The 15,661-nt window shown below is 59.6% G+C and carries 17 protein-coding genes, 1 tRNA gene and 1 pseudogene; 8 read left to right on the top strand and 11 right to left on the bottom strand.

Going from position 1 to position 15,661, the window contains the following annotated elements:
* The first annotated feature begins 191 nt into the window (after window positions 1-191).
* A complete protein-coding gene (gene thrB, locus NW835_RS03915) occupies window positions 192-1,112 on the top strand; it encodes a homoserine kinase (protein WP_414364151.1) in 921 nt (306 codons plus the stop codon).
* Between the two features lie 98 nt (window positions 1,113-1,210).
* Here the strand turns inward: thrB and NW835_RS03910 are convergent, their stop codons facing one another.
* Genes NW835_RS03910 through eda form a run of 3 tightly spaced genes read right to left on the bottom strand, consistent with a single transcriptional unit; the run spans window position 1,211 to window position 3,003 of the window.
* Window positions 1,211-1,765 carry a diacylglycerol kinase family protein gene (locus NW835_RS03910; protein ID WP_414386168.1) on the bottom strand — a complete coding sequence of 185 codons (555 nt, stop codon included), beginning with the start codon at window positions 1,763-1,765 and terminating at the stop codon, window positions 1,211-1,213.
* Window positions 1,749-2,240 carry an rRNA maturation RNase YbeY gene (ybeY, locus tag NW835_RS03905; protein WP_414364153.1) on the bottom strand — a complete coding sequence of 164 codons (492 nt, stop codon included), beginning with the start codon at window positions 2,238-2,240 and terminating at the stop codon, window positions 1,749-1,751. Before ybeY ends, NW835_RS03910 begins: the two co-directional genes overlap by 17 nt.
* A 25-nt stretch (window positions 2,241-2,265) precedes the next feature.
* Window positions 2,266-3,003, bottom strand: coding sequence for a bifunctional 4-hydroxy-2-oxoglutarate aldolase/2-dehydro-3-deoxy-phosphogluconate aldolase (gene eda, locus NW835_RS03900; RefSeq protein WP_414364154.1), 738 nt, complete (start codon window positions 3,001-3,003; stop codon window positions 2,266-2,268).
* Between the two features lie 417 nt (window positions 3,004-3,420).
* Here eda and NW835_RS03895 point away from each other — a divergent pair, with 417 nt between their 5' ends.
* Window positions 3,421-4,590, top strand: a complete 1,170-nt coding sequence (locus NW835_RS03895; RefSeq protein ID WP_414376460.1) for a murein hydrolase activator EnvC family protein — start codon at window positions 3,421-3,423, stop codon at window positions 4,588-4,590.
* Here the strand turns inward: NW835_RS03895 and NW835_RS03890 are convergent.
* On the bottom strand, window positions 4,581-5,231 hold the full coding sequence (locus NW835_RS03890; protein ID WP_414364156.1) for an ABC transporter ATP-binding protein: 651 nt from the start codon (window positions 5,229-5,231) through the stop codon (window positions 4,581-4,583). The genes NW835_RS03895 and NW835_RS03890 overlap by 10 nt on opposite strands.
* A gap of 58 nt (window positions 5,232-5,289) precedes the next feature.
* The gene (locus NW835_RS03885) at window positions 5,290-5,538 is read right to left on the bottom strand and encodes a hypothetical protein (RefSeq protein WP_011430466.1); all 249 of its coding nucleotides are present in this window, start codon (window positions 5,536-5,538) and stop codon (window positions 5,290-5,292) included.
* A gap of 151 nt (window positions 5,539-5,689) precedes the next feature.
* Here NW835_RS03885 and NW835_RS03880 point away from each other — a divergent pair, with 151 nt between their 5' ends.
* On the top strand, window positions 5,690-6,190 hold the full coding sequence (locus tag NW835_RS03880) for a low molecular weight protein-tyrosine-phosphatase (protein WP_414364162.1): 501 nt from the start codon (window positions 5,690-5,692) through the stop codon (window positions 6,188-6,190).
* 320 nt (window positions 6,191-6,510) lie between these two features.
* Here the strand turns inward: NW835_RS03880 and nuoK are convergent, their stop codons facing one another.
* From nuoK to NW835_RS03855, 5 genes are all read right to left on the bottom strand, one after another.
* Entirely contained in the window at window positions 6,511-6,816 is a 306-nt protein-coding gene (nuoK, locus tag NW835_RS03875) for an NADH-quinone oxidoreductase subunit NuoK (protein ID WP_414366802.1), read from the bottom strand.
* 78 nt (window positions 6,817-6,894) lie between these two features.
* On the bottom strand, window positions 6,895-7,503 hold the full coding sequence (locus NW835_RS03870; RefSeq protein ID WP_414376463.1) for an NADH-quinone oxidoreductase subunit J: 609 nt from the start codon (window positions 7,501-7,503) through the stop codon (window positions 6,895-6,897).
* A 119-nt stretch (window positions 7,504-7,622) separates the two neighbouring features.
* Window positions 7,623-8,984 (bottom strand): TPM domain-containing protein, encoded by a 1,362-nt coding sequence (locus NW835_RS03865; protein ID WP_414414569.1) that lies wholly within the window; start codon window positions 8,982-8,984, stop codon window positions 7,623-7,625.
* Between the two features lie 267 nt (window positions 8,985-9,251).
* Window positions 9,252-10,031, bottom strand: coding sequence for a lipoyl protein ligase domain-containing protein (locus NW835_RS03860; RefSeq protein ID WP_414414568.1), 780 nt, complete (start codon window positions 10,029-10,031; stop codon window positions 9,252-9,254).
* A gap of 17 nt (window positions 10,032-10,048) precedes the next feature.
* A complete protein-coding gene (locus NW835_RS03855) occupies window positions 10,049-10,513 on the bottom strand; it encodes a YbjN domain-containing protein (protein WP_414364896.1) in 465 nt (154 codons plus the stop codon).
* Between the two features lie 128 nt (window positions 10,514-10,641).
* On the opposite strand from NW835_RS03855, the gene NW835_RS03850 reads away from it, so the two are divergent.
* Window positions 10,642-10,989 (top strand): (2Fe-2S)-binding protein, encoded by a 348-nt coding sequence (locus NW835_RS03850; protein WP_414364898.1) that lies wholly within the window; start codon window positions 10,642-10,644, stop codon window positions 10,987-10,989.
* Window positions 10,990-10,999: 10 nt separating this feature from the next.
* Complete coding sequence (locus NW835_RS03845; protein WP_414364900.1) at window positions 11,000-11,755, top strand: 5'-methylthioadenosine/adenosylhomocysteine nucleosidase; 756 nt, start codon at window positions 11,000-11,002, stop codon at window positions 11,753-11,755.
* Between the two features lie 116 nt (window positions 11,756-11,871).
* On the opposite strand, the gene NW835_RS03840 is transcribed toward NW835_RS03845, so the two are convergent.
* A tRNA-Pro gene (locus NW835_RS03840) sits at window positions 11,872-11,945 on the bottom strand.
* A 210-nt stretch (window positions 11,946-12,155) separates the two neighbouring features.
* On the opposite strand from NW835_RS03840, the gene rpsB reads away from it, so the two are divergent.
* The 3 genes and pseudogenes from rpsB (at window position 12,156) to NW835_RS03825 (ending at window position 15,522) form a co-directional block, all read left to right on the top strand.
* Window positions 12,156-12,959, top strand: a complete 804-nt coding sequence (gene rpsB / locus NW835_RS03835) for a 30S ribosomal protein S2 (RefSeq protein ID WP_414364901.1) — start codon at window positions 12,156-12,158, stop codon at window positions 12,957-12,959.
* A gap of 175 nt (window positions 12,960-13,134) precedes the next feature.
* A pseudogene (gene tsf / locus NW835_RS03830) lies at window positions 13,135-13,779 on the top strand (translation elongation factor Ts); the annotation flags it as partial.
* A 327-nt stretch (window positions 13,780-14,106) separates the two neighbouring features.
* On the top strand, window positions 14,107-15,522 hold the full coding sequence (locus NW835_RS03825) for an amidohydrolase (RefSeq protein ID WP_414371494.1): 1,416 nt from the start codon (window positions 14,107-14,109) through the stop codon (window positions 15,520-15,522).
* Window positions 15,523-15,661 lie beyond the last annotated feature (139 nt).

Genomic DNA, 15,661 nt, shown 5'->3' with positions numbered 1-15,661 from the left:
GCACTGTCCGGGTTTTTCACCGGGGTAGGTGCTGACTTAAGATTACAAGATAACATTGGCGAGCGACTCCAGTCGCTCGAAGGCTTTTCTGCCCTGCACTACTCGCGCTAGCGGCGCGGAGCGCTGAGTACGGGGCTACCAAGTTACTCTGCTGTGTTGAGTTGTCCGCCGTTCGCTAAGGAGCTTCCCCCTTGGTCAGAGAGCGAATAGAGGTGATCGTCCCTGCCACCACCGCTAACTTGGGGCCGGGGTTCGATTGCATCGGTGCAGCCCTGGAGCTCTACAACCACTTCCAATTTCGCGAGATTCCCACCGGTCTCAGCATCCACTATCGCGGCAGCGATCACATCAGCCAGAGCAAGGACAACCTGGTGTATCGCGCCTTCTGCCGTGCTTTCGAGCTGCTCAGCAAGCCGGTGCCGGGGGTGGAGATTGAGATTACCCTCAACGTGCCCCTGGCGCGGGGGCTGGGCAGCTCTGCCACTGCGATTGTCGGCGGCCTGCTGGGGGCCAATGCTCTTGGATCCCTGAACCTGGCTCCTGAGACTCTCCTGCAGTTGGCCATTGCCCTCGAAGGCCATCCCGACAACGTGGTGCCTGCCCTCCAGGGCGGCTGTCAACTCTGTGTGCAGGGGCAGCAGGGGCAATGGGTATTTTGTCCGGTGGATTGGCACGAACACATCGGCCTGGTGGCGGCAGTGCCTAACTTTAAGCTGTCCACCCAGGCGGCCCGCGAGATCCTGCCCAAGTCCGTCAGCCTGGCGGATGCTGTCTTTTCCGTCAGTCACCTGGGGCTGCTTATCCGCAGCCTGCAGTCGGGGCGGGTGGACTGGCTAAAGGTGGCCTTGCAGGATCGGCTGCACCAACCGGCGCGCATGGAGCTAATTACCGGCTTCAAAACCGTCCAGGCGGCGGCTCTGGCTGCCGGGGCCTATGGGGTGGTGATCAGCGGGGCTGGCCCCACACTTTTAGCCTTCTGCGCCCCGGAGGAGCGAGAACGAGTGGGATCCGCCATGGTCGGCGCCTGGGAGCAACTGGATATCGAAGCAGAGGCCAAACCCCTGAATTTGGATCGAGAGGGGGGACGGGTGGTGATCCATTCCCAAGTATAGAGGAGGCTCTTGGGTCAAGCTGGTCATCCCGATTGAAAGGGGGTCGTGCTTTTAGAATACGACCCTTTGAAAGACTGGGCAAAACTCTTTCGGCATCCCTACCCTGGCAGGAGCAGGCCCAGCAATAGGAGCAGGGGGGGGAGAAACAGCCAAGCTGCCACCGCCAAAGCCGCCATCGCCGCCACCAACACCGCTCCGGCAGCGCAATCTTTAGCAATTTCTGCCAGCAGGTGATAGCGGCTGCCCAGGGTCAGATCCACCACTGCTTCCAGGGCAGTATTCACCAGCTCCAAGGCCATCACCATCCCGCTGGTCAAGCTGATCAGGGCCATTTCTACAGCGCTCAGCCGCAGGGCCAACCCCAAGACAAAGGCCACCACCGCCACAGCCAGGTGGATGCGAAAGTTGCGCTGGGTGCGGGCGGCGTACAGCAGGCCCTTTCCCGCATAGTAGAAGCTTTTACTGAGGCTAGTGGCCACCTGCCACGAGGGGGGGCGCTGCCAGGGATCCTTCGCCGTGAGGTCAGCCTGGGCTCCCGCATCTGCTGCCTTGGAGGGATGGGCCGAATTGACCTGCGCTGAAGTAAAAGGAGCTCGCTGTCGCAATGCCGCCAAACGCAGCGGCTGGGGAAAACGGCTAGGGCTGCTGGCCATGGGTCACCTCCAGATCTTCTTGGATGGCGGCAAGCAGGTAGCGCTGTTGCTGCAACATGCGCTGTAGGGAAAGCTCATCGGGGTGATCCCATCCCAGGAGATGCAGCAGGCCGTGGCTGGCCAGCCAGGCCAATTCCTGCGACAGCCGCTGCCCCTGGGCTTTTGCTTGCGCGCAAGCAGTGGGTACCGAAATTACGATATCCCCCAGCAGGCGCACCCCTGTTATCTTCTGCAGCTCGACAGGGGTGGACATCTCCTCGGCGGCAAAGGCCAGGACATCGGTGGGAGCGTCGATGTGGCGAAACTCGCGGTTGAGCTGGCGGATGTGCTCGTCGGAGGTGAGGCAAAGGCTGAGCTCGCAGGGATCCTTCACCCCCAGCTCTCGCAGCCACACTGCAAACCAACGGTGCCAAGTGGCTTCCTCAACTGGGCTGGGGACGTTTAGCTCCAGGTACAGATCCAGGAATCCATCCATGCAGGCCTCACTCACACCATGCACCTTATTCTAGTGGTTTACTCAGCTCGGGCCAGGCCTCGGCGGCTCTCTGGTTGGCAAGCTGTTGTAGCGTTTGCCGCAGCCGATTCTCCAGCTTTTGCCGGCAACTGTCTGGATCGACCCCTCGCGGGGAAAGAAGCTCCGCTGGGAACAGATCTCCGGCGATGCCGACAGCCCAGGCCCCTGCCTGCAGATATTCTGCTGCATTGGCCAAGGTGACTCCCCCCGTTGGGATCAAAGGCAGGGATCCCAGCACCGGTTGCAGGTGGCGTAGGTAACGGGATCCGCCAAGGCTTTCTGCCGGAAACACCTTCACTGCCGTTGCCCCCGCCTGCCAGGCCCTCCAGATCTCGCCAGGGGTGAGGGCGCCGGGCACGATGGGCAGCCCCGCTTCCCGACCCCAGCAGATGATGCTCTCGTCCGTAAAGGGGCAAACATAGAATTGGGCTCCCGCTTGCCAAGCCTGCTCTGCCATCTGCCGATTTAAAACCGTGCCCACTCCTATCCAGCAATGTGGGTAGTCTTGCCGCAGTTGGGCAATCAACTCCAGATATCGGGGAACGTGGGGAGTGATCTCAATGTGGCGGATCCCGGCCCGGATGGCCAAGGTGGATCCCTCAAGGGCCTGAGCGTGGCTGGCCGAGAGGCGAATCACTGCGATTAGCGGCTCCTGCCACAGGTGGAGCAGCCAGGGGTGCTGTGACCTTTCTCCAAATTTGCCTTCAGAATGCTCGAACACCATCTGTGGGAAAGTAACCTCTCATGGATTTCCCCTGCTGCAGTTGCTGGGCTTCAATTTAAAGTTTTAGTTAATTTAAGATTTTAGCTGCAATCCAAAAATGACAAAGCCAACCTGTCAGTAAAGCAATGACAAGTTGTAACAAACTCTTTTTTTGAGGAGGAAGTCAGGAACAAGCAAAGTTGGTGTTTACGGTGGTATGCGCATCTGCAGCCTTGGTTGGAGCCTTTGCTTTGACTATCCTTAGGTTTTGCTGGCAGGTAGGTGGCTAGCCTATTGCCATTTGGTTGATGTTGAGGTTGCTGTCGTTTGCCATTTGGAGTAGCGATACCGGGCAATAGCCAGATTGGGCTCGATCAGGCCTTGCAAATCTTTGTATTCTTAGGGTCGGTAGGTTGGTTGCTGAGGGTGTGGGGAGTGATGAGTCTTGGGATACGCAGCCTGAAGGCATGGGTGGTGGTCGGTTGGCTCGCTCTCTTGCTGTTGGGCAGTTTCTGGGGGGTTGCCCCATCTCAGGCGCAGAATGTCTACCAACTGCAACAGCGACAGCAGCAGATCCAGCAACAAATCCAGGGCACCCAACGCCGCCTGGGAGAGCTGCGCCAAGCGGAAGAAGAAGCCCGCCGCCGCATGGGATCCCTGCGGCAAAACATCCAACAGACGGAAGCCAGCCTGCGCGACAACCAATATCGTCTAGAACAGGCCCAGAGGGCGCTAGAGCAAGCGCAGAAGGAGCTTAAAGAGCTGGAAGACCGCCTGCGACGGCAGCAGCAGGGCACGGCCGCCCGCTTGCGCTACATGCAGCGGCAGGGGGCAGAACACTGGTGGGCTTTGCTGCTCACCAGTCGTGACCTGAACGAGTTTTTCGATCGCCGCCACCAGTTGCAGTTGCTAATCGAAGCCGACCGGCAGTTGATCCAAGAGCTGCAGGCGATGGCAAAGGAGGTGGATCAGCAGCGGATTGCCTTGGAGGCGCAGCGCAACGAGATTTCCTTGATCTTGCAGGAGCTGGCGGCCCAGAAAAACCAACTGCAGCAGCAGGCTGCCGCTCAAGAGCAACTGGTGGGCCGACTGGCCAACGAGCGCGCCGCCTATGAAGCAGCCCAACGGCGCTTGGAAGCCGATTCCCAACAGTTGACCATCCTCATCCAGCAACTGATCGCCCAGCAGGCTCAGCAGCGGGGGGGCAGGGATCCGGTTCAGGGCACGGGTCGGTTGATCCCACCGGTGCGCGGGCCGATCACCAGCGGCTTCGGCTGGCGGGTTCACCCCATCTATCGCAGCCGCCGCTTCCATGCGGGAATCGACTTCGGTGTGCCCACCGGCACTCCGGTGAGGGCTGCAGACCGGGGCACGGTCATCTACGCCGGTTGGTACGGCGGCTACGGCTACACAGTCATCGTCAACCACGGCGGCGGCATCACCACCCTGTACGCCCACAACAGCCGCGTCGCCGTCGGGGTGGGCCAGCAGGTACAGCGGGGGCAGGTCATTGCCGCTGCCGGCTCCACCGGTCTCTCCACCGGGCCTCATGTTCACTTCGAGGTGCGGGTCAACGGCCAGCCGGTCGATCCCCGCCGCTACTTGTGAAGCAGCGCATCTGCCGGCAACGGCTGCAGGGATCCCGCCTGCAAGATCCACCGCACATCGGCAATGGAGGACAGCTCCTCCGGGTCGTGGGAAACCACCAACACCGTCCAGGTGGATTTCAGGCGGGCCAGCAGCTCGATCAACTGCTGCCGCACTGACCAGTCCAGCCCCGCCGTCGGCTCGTCCAGCAGCAGTAAAAAAGGGCCGCGAATGAGCTGTACCGCCAGGGCCAAGCGCCGCTGCTGTCCGCCGCTGAGATGGTTGGGGGAGGTGCACAGAGGGATCCCTGCCAATCCCACCTGTTGGAGAACGTTTTCAATCTCCTTTTGCTGCAGCTCCGGGTGGCCGAAGCGCATTTCCTCTAGCACCGTCAAGCCACAAAAGTGGCGCTCCGGGAACTGAAACACCAGCCCCGCCATGCTGCGCAGTTGCTGAGGAGAGAGCTCTGTTCCTCCCCAGGCAATCCGCCCGCGCGTGGGCCGCGCCAAGCCAGCCAAAATTTCCAGCAGGGTGCTTTTGCCGGCCCCACTTTTGCCCACGATCAGCCCCAACTGGTTCAGGCCTAGCTCAAAGGAGAGATCCCGGAGAATTGGCTGAGAGAGGGTTGCCGGGTGGTAGCAGAGATCCTGAACCTGCAACATAAGCGGCGGTGCTGGGAGAGTTGTCGTTATTTTGGCACTGGAAAGCTCTGCCGGACAGCTACAACCACTCTTCTAGGCGCCCCAACTGATCCCGGAAGCCATAGGTGAGTTCGCGGTACCACTCTCGCAGCTCCAGTTGATCTACAGCTCGCCGCAAAGCCTCTTGGGAGCGCTCGATGGGGCGCAGAGCCGCAGACGGGATCCCTTCTTGAGCGGCCCATTGTTCAAACAGAGCCAGCTCCGTCTGCAAGTAGAGAATGAGGTTGGCCACATCCTGCGGGTGCGGGTAGCGGGTGGCATCTGGCATAAGACATCTCACCAGGGGAACTAGCTCCCTTCTGGCCAAGAATCTGTCCCGCTGCCGCCTGAGGGCCCTATCCCCTCTCGCCTGCTTCTGTACTCTAGGCCGCAAAACGCAGATAATGCGGGGAGAAATGTTCACTGCCGGCGAGGGATCCATGAGCCAAAAGCTGCTGTTTGTGTGCCTGGGCAACATCTGCCGTTCTCCCGCTGCCGAAGGGATCACCAACTACTTGCTGCAGAGCAGCGGTCATGAGGGGGACATTCTCTGCGATTCGGCAGGTACAGCCGCCTATCACATCGGCAGTCCCCCAGATCGCCGCATGCAACAAGTTGCCCAGCGCTATGGACTGGAGCTGCACGGCCAAGCCCGGCAAATTCATCCTTTGGATCTGCGGGAGTTCGACCTGATCCTGGCTATGGATCGGCAAAATTATCGCGATATCCTCAGCCTCGATCCCCAGAGAAGATATGCCGACAAGGTGCGCCTCATTTGTAGCTACTGTCGTTCTCACACCGATGAAGAAGTTCCGGATCCCTACTACGGGGGCGAGGCTGGGTTTCACTACGTGATCGAGCTGCTCTGGGATGCCTGCAGCGGCCTGCTGGAATCCTTGATCCCCGGGATCCAATGCCCGCCGCTGCCCAGCCGCACCTAAATTCTCGCTCAATTCTATAGTTTTGCTGAAATCCGCCTGGCGGACGGATCCCTTCTGGTTAGCCTAAGCCTGGGTTTCCAAGTAGGCCCCAGCAGCCCTGGTAGAACATCTACAGAAACGTGCTGCTGGTAACCATTGACAAAGGGTAGGGGGGCGAGGCTGGATCAGCTCTTTCCAGTCTTGGTTGGGATTGTCTTTTATGCCTTTTTTAGCTACACCTTGACGTTGAGTTGTTGCCACTAGAAAGATGAAGCTGCCACAGCTCTCTGCCAAGAAGGGGAGCCTCTGGCAGCGCTCTCCTTGTTTTTCTGGGAAAAGAGCTACCACTTGAGCAGGTTGAAGCTCTCCATGTCGATGGTGGCCCGGTTGCGGTAGATCCCCAACACAATGGCCAAGCCCACTGCCGCCTCGGCAGCCGCCACGGTGATGACGAACACGGAAAACACCTGGCCGCGAATCAAGCTGGAGTCAACAAAGTTGGAGAAGGCCATAAAGTTGAGGTTCACCGCGTTGAGCATCAGCTCAATCGACATCAACACCCGAATGGCGTTGCGACTGACGATCAAGCCGTAGATGCCGATGCAAAAAAGAACTGCCGCCACCACCAAAAAAAACTGCAGTTGCAACATCGCAAGAGGCTCCAGTGGATACAGATGAGAGGGGTACCAGGAAAACTCTGGGCTGTACGTCCGAAGCAATCGGGTTTAACGGGTGCTTACCAACTCTGCTCGCCGTTCTGACTCGGCTTCAAGCTGGGGTCGGGCTCGCTCCAGCAAACTCAGATCGCCTTCTCCGGCTTCGGGAGCAACAGACTCTCGACGCGCCACGACAATGGCCCCAATCAACGCCATCAGCAGCAAAACAGAAGCCAGTTCAAACGGCAACAGATAATCGCTAAAGAAATGCCCGCCAATCACCAGAGCACTGCTTAGAGGCTGGATCGCCTGCAGAGGCCAAGGGGTGTTGAACGCCATCACGGTGAGCAGGGCAAACAGACCCAAAGACACCACCGCCGTCACTCCATTGCGCAGCCAGCCCAGTTTCAGAGGAGCAAAGGTGTAGCGCCGGTTCACCAACATGATGGCGAACAGGATCAGTACGTTGACGGCGCCGACGTAGATCAACACTTGAGCGGCAGCCACAAAATCGGCATTCAAGAGGAGGTACAGCCCAGCCATGCTCAGGAAAACGCCCCCCAAGAGAAAGCCGGAATAGACGATGTTAGGGGCCCAAACCACTCCTAGGGCAAAGCCAATGGCCATCGCCGAGAGCACCCCAAAGGTAACCAGTTGCACGCCTTCTGCAAGGGTCATGGGATCTTCGTCCTTAACAAATCGCTATCGCTGCTCCCTTACCACTGTACTGTCCCGGCGGATTTAAGAGAAGCCCAACCCCCTTGTTCAATCGATAGAGAAATCTCTAGAGTTGGGTCTCACCAACTGCCGCCTGCTCCGCCGCCGTCACTGCTGCCGCCCCCGAAATCTCTATCAGAGTCTCTATCAGAATCCCTGTCAGAATCTCTATCGAAGTCTCTGTCGCTGCTGCTGAGCTGCGGGATCACCACTGTTCTCTCGCTACAGTACTGGCAAATCGGGCAGGTCAGGCTCTCCAACTTCAAACCGCTGGAGGAATAGGTCGCTTTCTGAAGAACCTGGGTGGTGAGGTCAAGGGTAAGGGCTTGACACCGGGGGCAATAAAGGTGGTGACAGGAGGTGCCTTCGCGCACGACCACGGCCATCCCCTGACAGACGGGGCAAAACCAGCCGTAGTAGCTGGCTCTGCGCTGGCTTTTGGCCAGGCGATGCGCTGGGGGAAGTTGCTTATCCAGAACTTGCGGCTGGATGGGGCGCAGGGGCCGACCGCAGCTTTGACACACCACCGGCTGAAACGGGATCCCACGCTTCGAGCCCAAGATGCCGTCGGTGGTCACAACTGCCAGGAAGGGCAGCACCAGTACCAGCCAGTTACCGCTGACCGACATCAGGAAGAGACCAAGGCAGAGGGAACCGGGATAGAGAAGCCGGCGAATGGGGGCGCTCTGGAGCGAAGAGAAGGCAGCCGTTGTCCCCTGCTCGCGGCGTGTTAGCGACAGGACTTTCGCTCCTCCCCGCTCGGCCTTGAGATAGACCGGCTGGCGGGAGCGCCGCCACCCCAGCCCTAGGAGCAGGATCCCCAGCAGCAGTAGGCTCCCTTCCAGCAAGCCTTGAGCAACGGCCAAGGCTTCCCTTCCATCTGCTCGAGGAACGGCTGCAGGGGAAAGCGCAGAGGAAGCTTGAACCTCGGCAACTGGCTGCCCCTGCAGCACTGCAGTTAACTGCCGTACTCCTGCCAAGGTGCCGCCATCGAAATCCCTATTGCGAAATTTGGGTAGAATGTGCTGGTCGATAATCTGCTGAACGCGGCTGTCGGGAAGGATGGTGGCCAAACCCCTGCCGGTTTCAATTTCTACCCGCCGATCCCCCACCGAGATGAGAAACAACACGCCGTTGTTGCGACCGGCCTTGCCAATGCCCCAGTAGTTAAATAGCTGCGTGGTGAACGCTTTCGGCGTGGCATATCCCTGAGTATTGGGTACCGTCACTACCGCCATCTCGGCAGTGGTACGCTGCTCAAGCTGGGTAAGGAGACGGTTGAGCTCGTTTTCAGTGCTGCTGCTGAGGATGTTGGCGGTGTCGGAAACCCATCCTCCATACTGGCGGCGGGGGTTGGGCACTTGTTCGAGGGCAATGGCCCAAGCGGGCTGCGGGATCCACAGCGATACACTGAGCAAGACTGCCGCCCAAACTTTTGGCATGGCTCACCTGGCTGAGCGCTGCCTTGGTTTTAGCACAGCCCCTTTGGATGGAGATGCATCTGCAACACGGAACTGTCTAGAGGCGTCTTGACAGTGCCTTTACGGGCTCGTTTGTGGACTGCGTAAGAATCCCCCCCTTTAGGCGGTGGGAGTGTCAAGAACGCAACCACTTCCAAAGTTATCCCGAATACCAATGAGACGAACACCCCCTCACCCCTAGCCCCTCTCCCAGAGGGAGAGGGGGGAAGTGAATCTTGCCGTTCTCTATCACTCAGGGTCAGCTATCCCTGCCGGATCCTCCCAGTGAAGCGGATCCGGCCAGGTTTCTTCTTGCCATTCCACCTCAAAGCACTCCTGGGCCATTTGGAGAAAATGTTCCATCAAAGCAGGGATCCCCGGCGCTGTGGGGCAAAGGTCGTACAGGCCAATCACCTGCGAGCCGGGCAGATAGCGCTCCCACAGCTCGAGATTGGGCCGCAGCAAGAGGGATCCCTGTTGCAGGATCCCCCAGGGTTGCCACAGTTGGGCGTTGCCCATCAGCTTTTTGCCTCCCCAGCTGAGATCGGCGCGGGTACGGGCAGCAAAGCAACTGGTTTTGTTGCGGTAGCCCGAATCTAGGGTTGGGCGGTTCTGGCCATGGGTTCGGTTGTGAGCGAGGATTGGATCCACCTCAACGCCCAGTTCTGCCAGCCCCTTTACCCAAAAGCGGCAGCAGAAGTCGTACACCGAGGTTCGCTGCAAACGGGGCAGCCGAGCTTGGAGGTAAGACAGGGGCAGCACCAAGCTGTAGGTGAGCTCTGCTCCATCTTCAGCCGCCTGGTGTAAGACCGCTCTTCCGCCAGTGGGACGGCGCACCACCGGAATCCCTGGCGCTGGATCCGGCCAGGCCTGGTGCCGTCCCAGCGAGAGGGTAAGCCGATCCCAGCCGTAAAAGCGCAAATAGGGTCTAGGGGCGTGGCGCAGCCGCTGCAAAAGCCAGGTATCTTGCTCCATTTGCCAGGTGCCGGCGGCTACGCAATAGGGCAGCCAGTAGCCTGGGGATCCCATCCTGATCGCGCCGCGGCTCAAGCTTTGGGAAACTCAGCCTGGAGCTGCTCATCGTACTCATCGGCCAAGCTGGCCACAAGGGTGATGGCGCGCGAGATCTCGCCGGCGCTGATCCCTTCCAGGGTGCGGTGGTGGTTGAGTACCACTTGGTTGTTCCAGATGCAAAAGCGCGCTTCCAGAGTGTCGCTCCAATTTTTCTCCAGCAGCTTCTGCATGAGCTTAGCCGGCTCCGCCACCGGCAGAGAGAGAACGGGAGACCAGACCAACAGGGTATCTTCGGGGGATTCGCCGCTCAGGTGGACGAACACTTCCACGCTGCCGTAGGTGAATTTCCAGGTGTGCCCCTGCTCGTGGTTCTCATAGGCGGCATCCTCCTTGAGGCTGGAAACCACCGCCGAGACGATCTCAACATAGCGAACAGGTTCCTCCAACACCGAAAAAACCTCTGGAGAACGGTCAACGAGCGGCTCGCTGTAGGCCATGATCTTTCCCCTACTCCCTGTCCAACCACCTTAACTATACTGCCTAGCACCCCGACCTAGTCGGTCGCCTCTCTCTCGGGATCCGGCTTGGGCCAGAATGGAGCTGTTCGACGTTGGGAAAGCGGCTGATGCCCCAGATTCAAGTGCAAGGACGCACCCTCGTCTGTGAGGTGGGCACCAACCTGCGCCAGGTGCTGCTGCAGGCCGGGATCCCCCTCTACAACCCACCGGCTCATGTCCTCAACTGCCGCGGTCTGGGCACCTGTGCCGTACAGATCGAAGGGGCTGTCTCCCCCATGGGCTGGCGAGAACGGGCCCGTCTATCTTTGCCACCCCATCAACCCCCATCCACCTCGGCGGCGCAGAGCGGCAACGGGCTGCGCTTGGCCTGTCAAGTACAGGTGCTGGGAGATCTGAAGGTCACCAAATGGCCAGGCATGTGGGGGCAGCGGATCCCTACGGCCTCTCAAACCTGAGGAAAGCGCTATGGCATCTCCATCCCACTCCCCCCCGAAGGCTGTTGGCATTTTGGGAGCTCTGCCGGAAGAAGTGGCCATGCTTGCCGAAGCGATGGAAACTCGCTCCATTCATCACCACCTGGGGCGGCAGTTCCATCAGGGATCCCTGGCTGGCCAACCGGTGGTGGTGGTTCAAGGGGGGGTAGGTAAGGTACGGGCAGCAACCACGGCAGCTCTGCTGGTGACCCATTTTCCTTTGCGGGGCATCATCTTTACTGGCGTGGCCGGCTCCTTAGCCGATCACCTCCAGATGGGGGATGTGGTGCTGGCCCATGCTGCCATCGAGCACGATTTCGGCACTGGACGCCCTGAGGGCTTTGTCTTAGGGATCGACTTCATCCCTGAACTGCGCTACCCTCTGGCAGAAGCCGATAGCGCCTTCTACGACTTAGTCGTGGCCCAATCGGAGCGGATCCCTCTTCACTCCCTACACGGACGGCAGCCGGTCATCCACCAAGGCCTGGTGGCCACCGGCGACGTGTTCGTAGCCGACGCCGAGCTGCGCCGCCAAATTCGCGAGCGCACCGGGGCACTGGTGGTGGAGATGGAAGGGGCAGCCGTGGTGCGGGTGGCTCAAGAGGCCGGGATCCCTTGTCTGCTGGTGCGCTCGGTCAGCGACGCGGGGGATGAAACCGACTTCCTCAGTTTTTTTCAGGTGGCGGCGCTAAATTCAGCAGCCGTTGTCCACACTGTCTTGCAAAGCTTACCCCACCTCTCCTCCTAAGCCTGCTGCCTCGTCCAGCTCCCCCAGCAGCAGAGAACCTTAGAACGAGGCAGAGCCCCAGCCCTTTCCCCGCACGAGCGACCTTTTTCGGTCTCGGTACAGTTATGTAGCCAGAGTCGGAGCGAAAGGATTTGAACCTTCGACCCCCACTACCCCAAAGTGGTGCGCTACCAAGCTGCGCTACGCCCCGACGCACCTAAGCCAGAGAGAATCTCTGGAGGTGCTTTACTAATCTAGCTTTTAGAACTGGATCTCGGCAAGGGGGAGGTCTTGGTGGCCGGATCCTGTAGAAGACATGTTAGCTTAGTTAGGCTGTTGAAATACCACACGCCCGAGCCACCGGGTGTCCCCAACGGGGATCGGTTCGGGCGGAGGCCAACCCGTAGGAGACAATCAACTCATGAGCATAGTCAGTTTGCCTCAACTGCTGGAGGCAGGAGTACACTTCGGCCACAAGGCCAGCCGCTGGAACCCCAAGATGCGGCCCTACATTTTCGCCGAGCGCAACGGCATTCACATCATCGACCTGGTGCAGACGGCCCGTTACCTCAACGAAGCCTATGAATACGTGCGGGAGGGGGCCGAAAAGGGGTGGCGTTTCCTGTTTGTCGGCACCAAACGGCAAGCCGCCGGGATCATTGCCCATGAGGCCACCCGCTGTGGCAGCTACTACGTCAACCAGCGCTGGCTGGGGGGCATGCTCACCAACTGGGCCACCATCAAAACCCGCATCGACCGCCTCAAGGAAATCGAGGAGATGCAGAGCAGCGGCCTGCTGGATCGCCTGCCCAAGCAAGAAGCGGCCCGCCTAAAACGGGAATTGGCCAAGTTGGAGAAGTACTTGGGCGGCATCAAAACCATGCGCAAGCTCCCCGACGCGGTGATCATCGTCGATCAGCGGCGGGAGGCCAACGCCGTTCAGGAATGTATCAAGCTCAAGATTCCAATCATCTCACTGCTGGATACCAACTGCGATCCTGACCTGAGCGATGTCTTCATCCCCTCTAACGACGACGCCATCCGAGCGATTAAGCTGATTGTAGGCAAGCTGGCCGATGCCATCTATGAAGGGCGACACGGGCAGCTCGACACAGTCGAAGAGGATGAGTACGACTACGAGGGGGCTATGGACATGGATCTGGAGGATGACATTCTGGAAGATATGGAGGATGAAGAGGAGGGGGATCCCGACGAGGGCGAGTGACCCTTGGGACGAGAGCAGGGATCCCGTGCGGTTCGAGTTACTCCCTGTTCATCCTTTCTCCGGAAGACTGTATCCTTAAAATCTAGATTCATCCTTTGTTCTGCTCCTGGCTATCCTCTACATCCAGCCACATCCTTTCTGCCTCTTTGTACGATGTGAGATTTGAGGAACCCTCATGAGTATTGATGCCAAATTGGTTAAAGAGCTGCGCGAAAAGACGGGCGCAGGCATGATGGACTGCAAAAAAGCCCTGGAAGAGTCCGGTGGCGATATGGAGAAAGCCATCACCTGGCTGCGGCAGAAAGGGTTGGCAGGGGCAGCCAAAAAGGCCGGTCGCGTCGCGGCTGAGGGGGTTGTCGATAGCTACATCCACTTCGGCAACCGAATCGGTGTGTTGGTGGAGGTGAACTGCGAGACGGATTTTGTGGCCCGCAACGAAGACTTTAAGAAGCTGGTGCAAGATATTGCCAAGCAGATTGCCGCCTGCCAAAGTGTGGAGTACGTCAGCATCGACCAGATCCCTCCCGAAGTGGTGGAGCGGGAAAGGGCCATCGAGATGGGCAAAGAGGATCTGGCCAGCAAGCCTGAAAACGTGCGGGAAAAGATTGTGCAAGGCCGCATCGAGAAGCGCCTGAAAGAGCTGTCTTTGATGGATCAGCCCTTTATTAAAGATTCCTCGATTACCGTAGAGGAATTGGTGAAGCAGCACATTGCCAAGCTAGGGGAAAACATCCGGGTGCGGCGGTTTGCCCGCTTCGTTTTGGGAGAAGGGATCGAGAAACAGGAAGCGGATTTTGCCGCTGAAGTGGCTGCTCAGGCCGGTCTCAAGCCGGCAGAGCCAGCGCAAGGGGCAGAACCTGTCGCTGACCAAGCTGCTGCCGAGACTACTACTGAGGTGGTTGTTCCTGAACCGGCTGCCGAGAGCAAGCCAGCCAAAAAAGGCTCCAGCAAGAAGAAAAAATAGCTCTATTTCCGATGGATCCCTGAATTTACCCCAGTGGGCGGCAGCAGTGCCACTCTGCTTCTCCCACCATGGCAAGCCGGCTGAGCAGGTTGAGGCTTTCTGGATGGAGTTTCCCTATTTTTTGCCTTGGCACGGCCAACTACAACACGCTAGGGTGACAGGCGGTCATTTTGGATCTTGGGCATGAGCTGTATCCTACGCAATGCGTTGATCCGCACCGGCACAGGCTACGAAACCACAGATGTGCGCATCGAGGGGGAACGGATTGCTGCTATCGATAAAGGGTTACCCGCAACGGGCACAGACAGCCTAGAACTGGAGGCCGGCAACCAACTCTTGCTGCCGGGCTTTGTCAATGCCCACACCCATTCTTCCGAGCTGTGGCAAAGAGGGATCATCCCGCCCTACCCGCTGGAGCTGTGGCTGGCGCAACTGCACGAGTACGCGCCGCCGGATCCGGAAAAGATCTACCTCAGCGCGCTGGCAACGGCGGTGGAGACCCTGCTCAGCGGCGGCACGACGGTGGTGGATCATCTCATCCTCATCCCCGGCCAGGAGCTGGCCACCCTCGAGGCGGCGGTGCGGGCCTACCGAGAAGTCGGGATCCGCGCCTTCATCGGTCCCCTGCTTCAGGATCAGGCCCTCTCCACCTGCCTGCCCGGCGGTTCATCCTTCGCTGGCGGGGCGGCAGCCTATCCCCTGAGCACCTCAGAGGTGCTGGCCCTGGTGGAAGAGGCGGTTGAGAAGTACCACCGCCCGGAAGAGGGCATCACCCTGATGGTGGCCCCCACCGGCATCCAACTCTGTTCTGACAAGCTGTTTGAGGGCTGCGCAGAGTTGAGCCAGAAGTATGACCTCCCCCGCCATGCCCACCTGCTGGAAACCCGCGCCCAGCAGAGGTTGGCCCAGGAAAAATACGGCTGCAGCGCAGTCGAGCACCTGGAGCGCTTGGGCTACCTAGACCGGAAAACCTCGCTGGCCCACTGTGTCTGGCTTACCGATGCCGATATCGAGATCTTGGCCCGCACCGGCTCTACGGTTGTTCACAACCCCTTGAGCAACCTACGCCTGGGCAGTGGCATCGCCCCCATCCTCAAGTACCGGCGGGCGGGGGTGAATGTGGCCTTTGGCTGCGATGGGTCAGCCAGCAATGACTCCCAGGATCTCTTGGAGGCCATTAAAATCGGCACCATCCTGCACAACATCACGGATCCCGACTACCGCCACTGGATCTCGCCCCGCGAGAGCGTCGAGATGGCCTCCCGCGGTGGGGCCATTGGCCTAGGGCTGGGAGAGAAGCTGGGATCCCTGGAGGTGGGCAAGCAGGCGGATCTGGTGCTTTACGATCTCACCCAACTGTCGCTGTTGCCCCGTACCGATCCCATCGGGCTGCTGGTGCTGGGCCGGCCCACCCAGGTGGTGCACAGCGTCTGGGTTAGAGGGAAACGGGTGGTGGCCAACGGCGAGGTAACGACGGTGGACGTGGCCCAGTTGCGGCAGGAGCTGTTCGAGCACAGCCACTGGGATCCCTTCCGTCGCTCGCAGCAGGCAGCACAACTGGAGGCCCGCTACCGCCAGGTGATGGGTCTGCCAGAATAGCCCTAGAGTTGCCGGGGCCGACCGTGGGAGGAGCAGCCGACTGGGCCAGAGCTACCGAACAGGTGAAGCAGCAGGCGCTGGCGCTGGGCTTTGACAAGGTCGGCATCGCCAGTGCGGCGGATCCCCCTGACTTGGCGGG

Origin of the sequence: Synechococcus sp. OH2 (assembly GCF_047462155.1) — a bacterium.
GTDB lineage: Bacteria > Cyanobacteriota > Cyanobacteriia > Thermostichales > Thermostichaceae > Thermostichus.
This window is presented reverse-complemented; position numbering and strand designations above follow the sequence as displayed.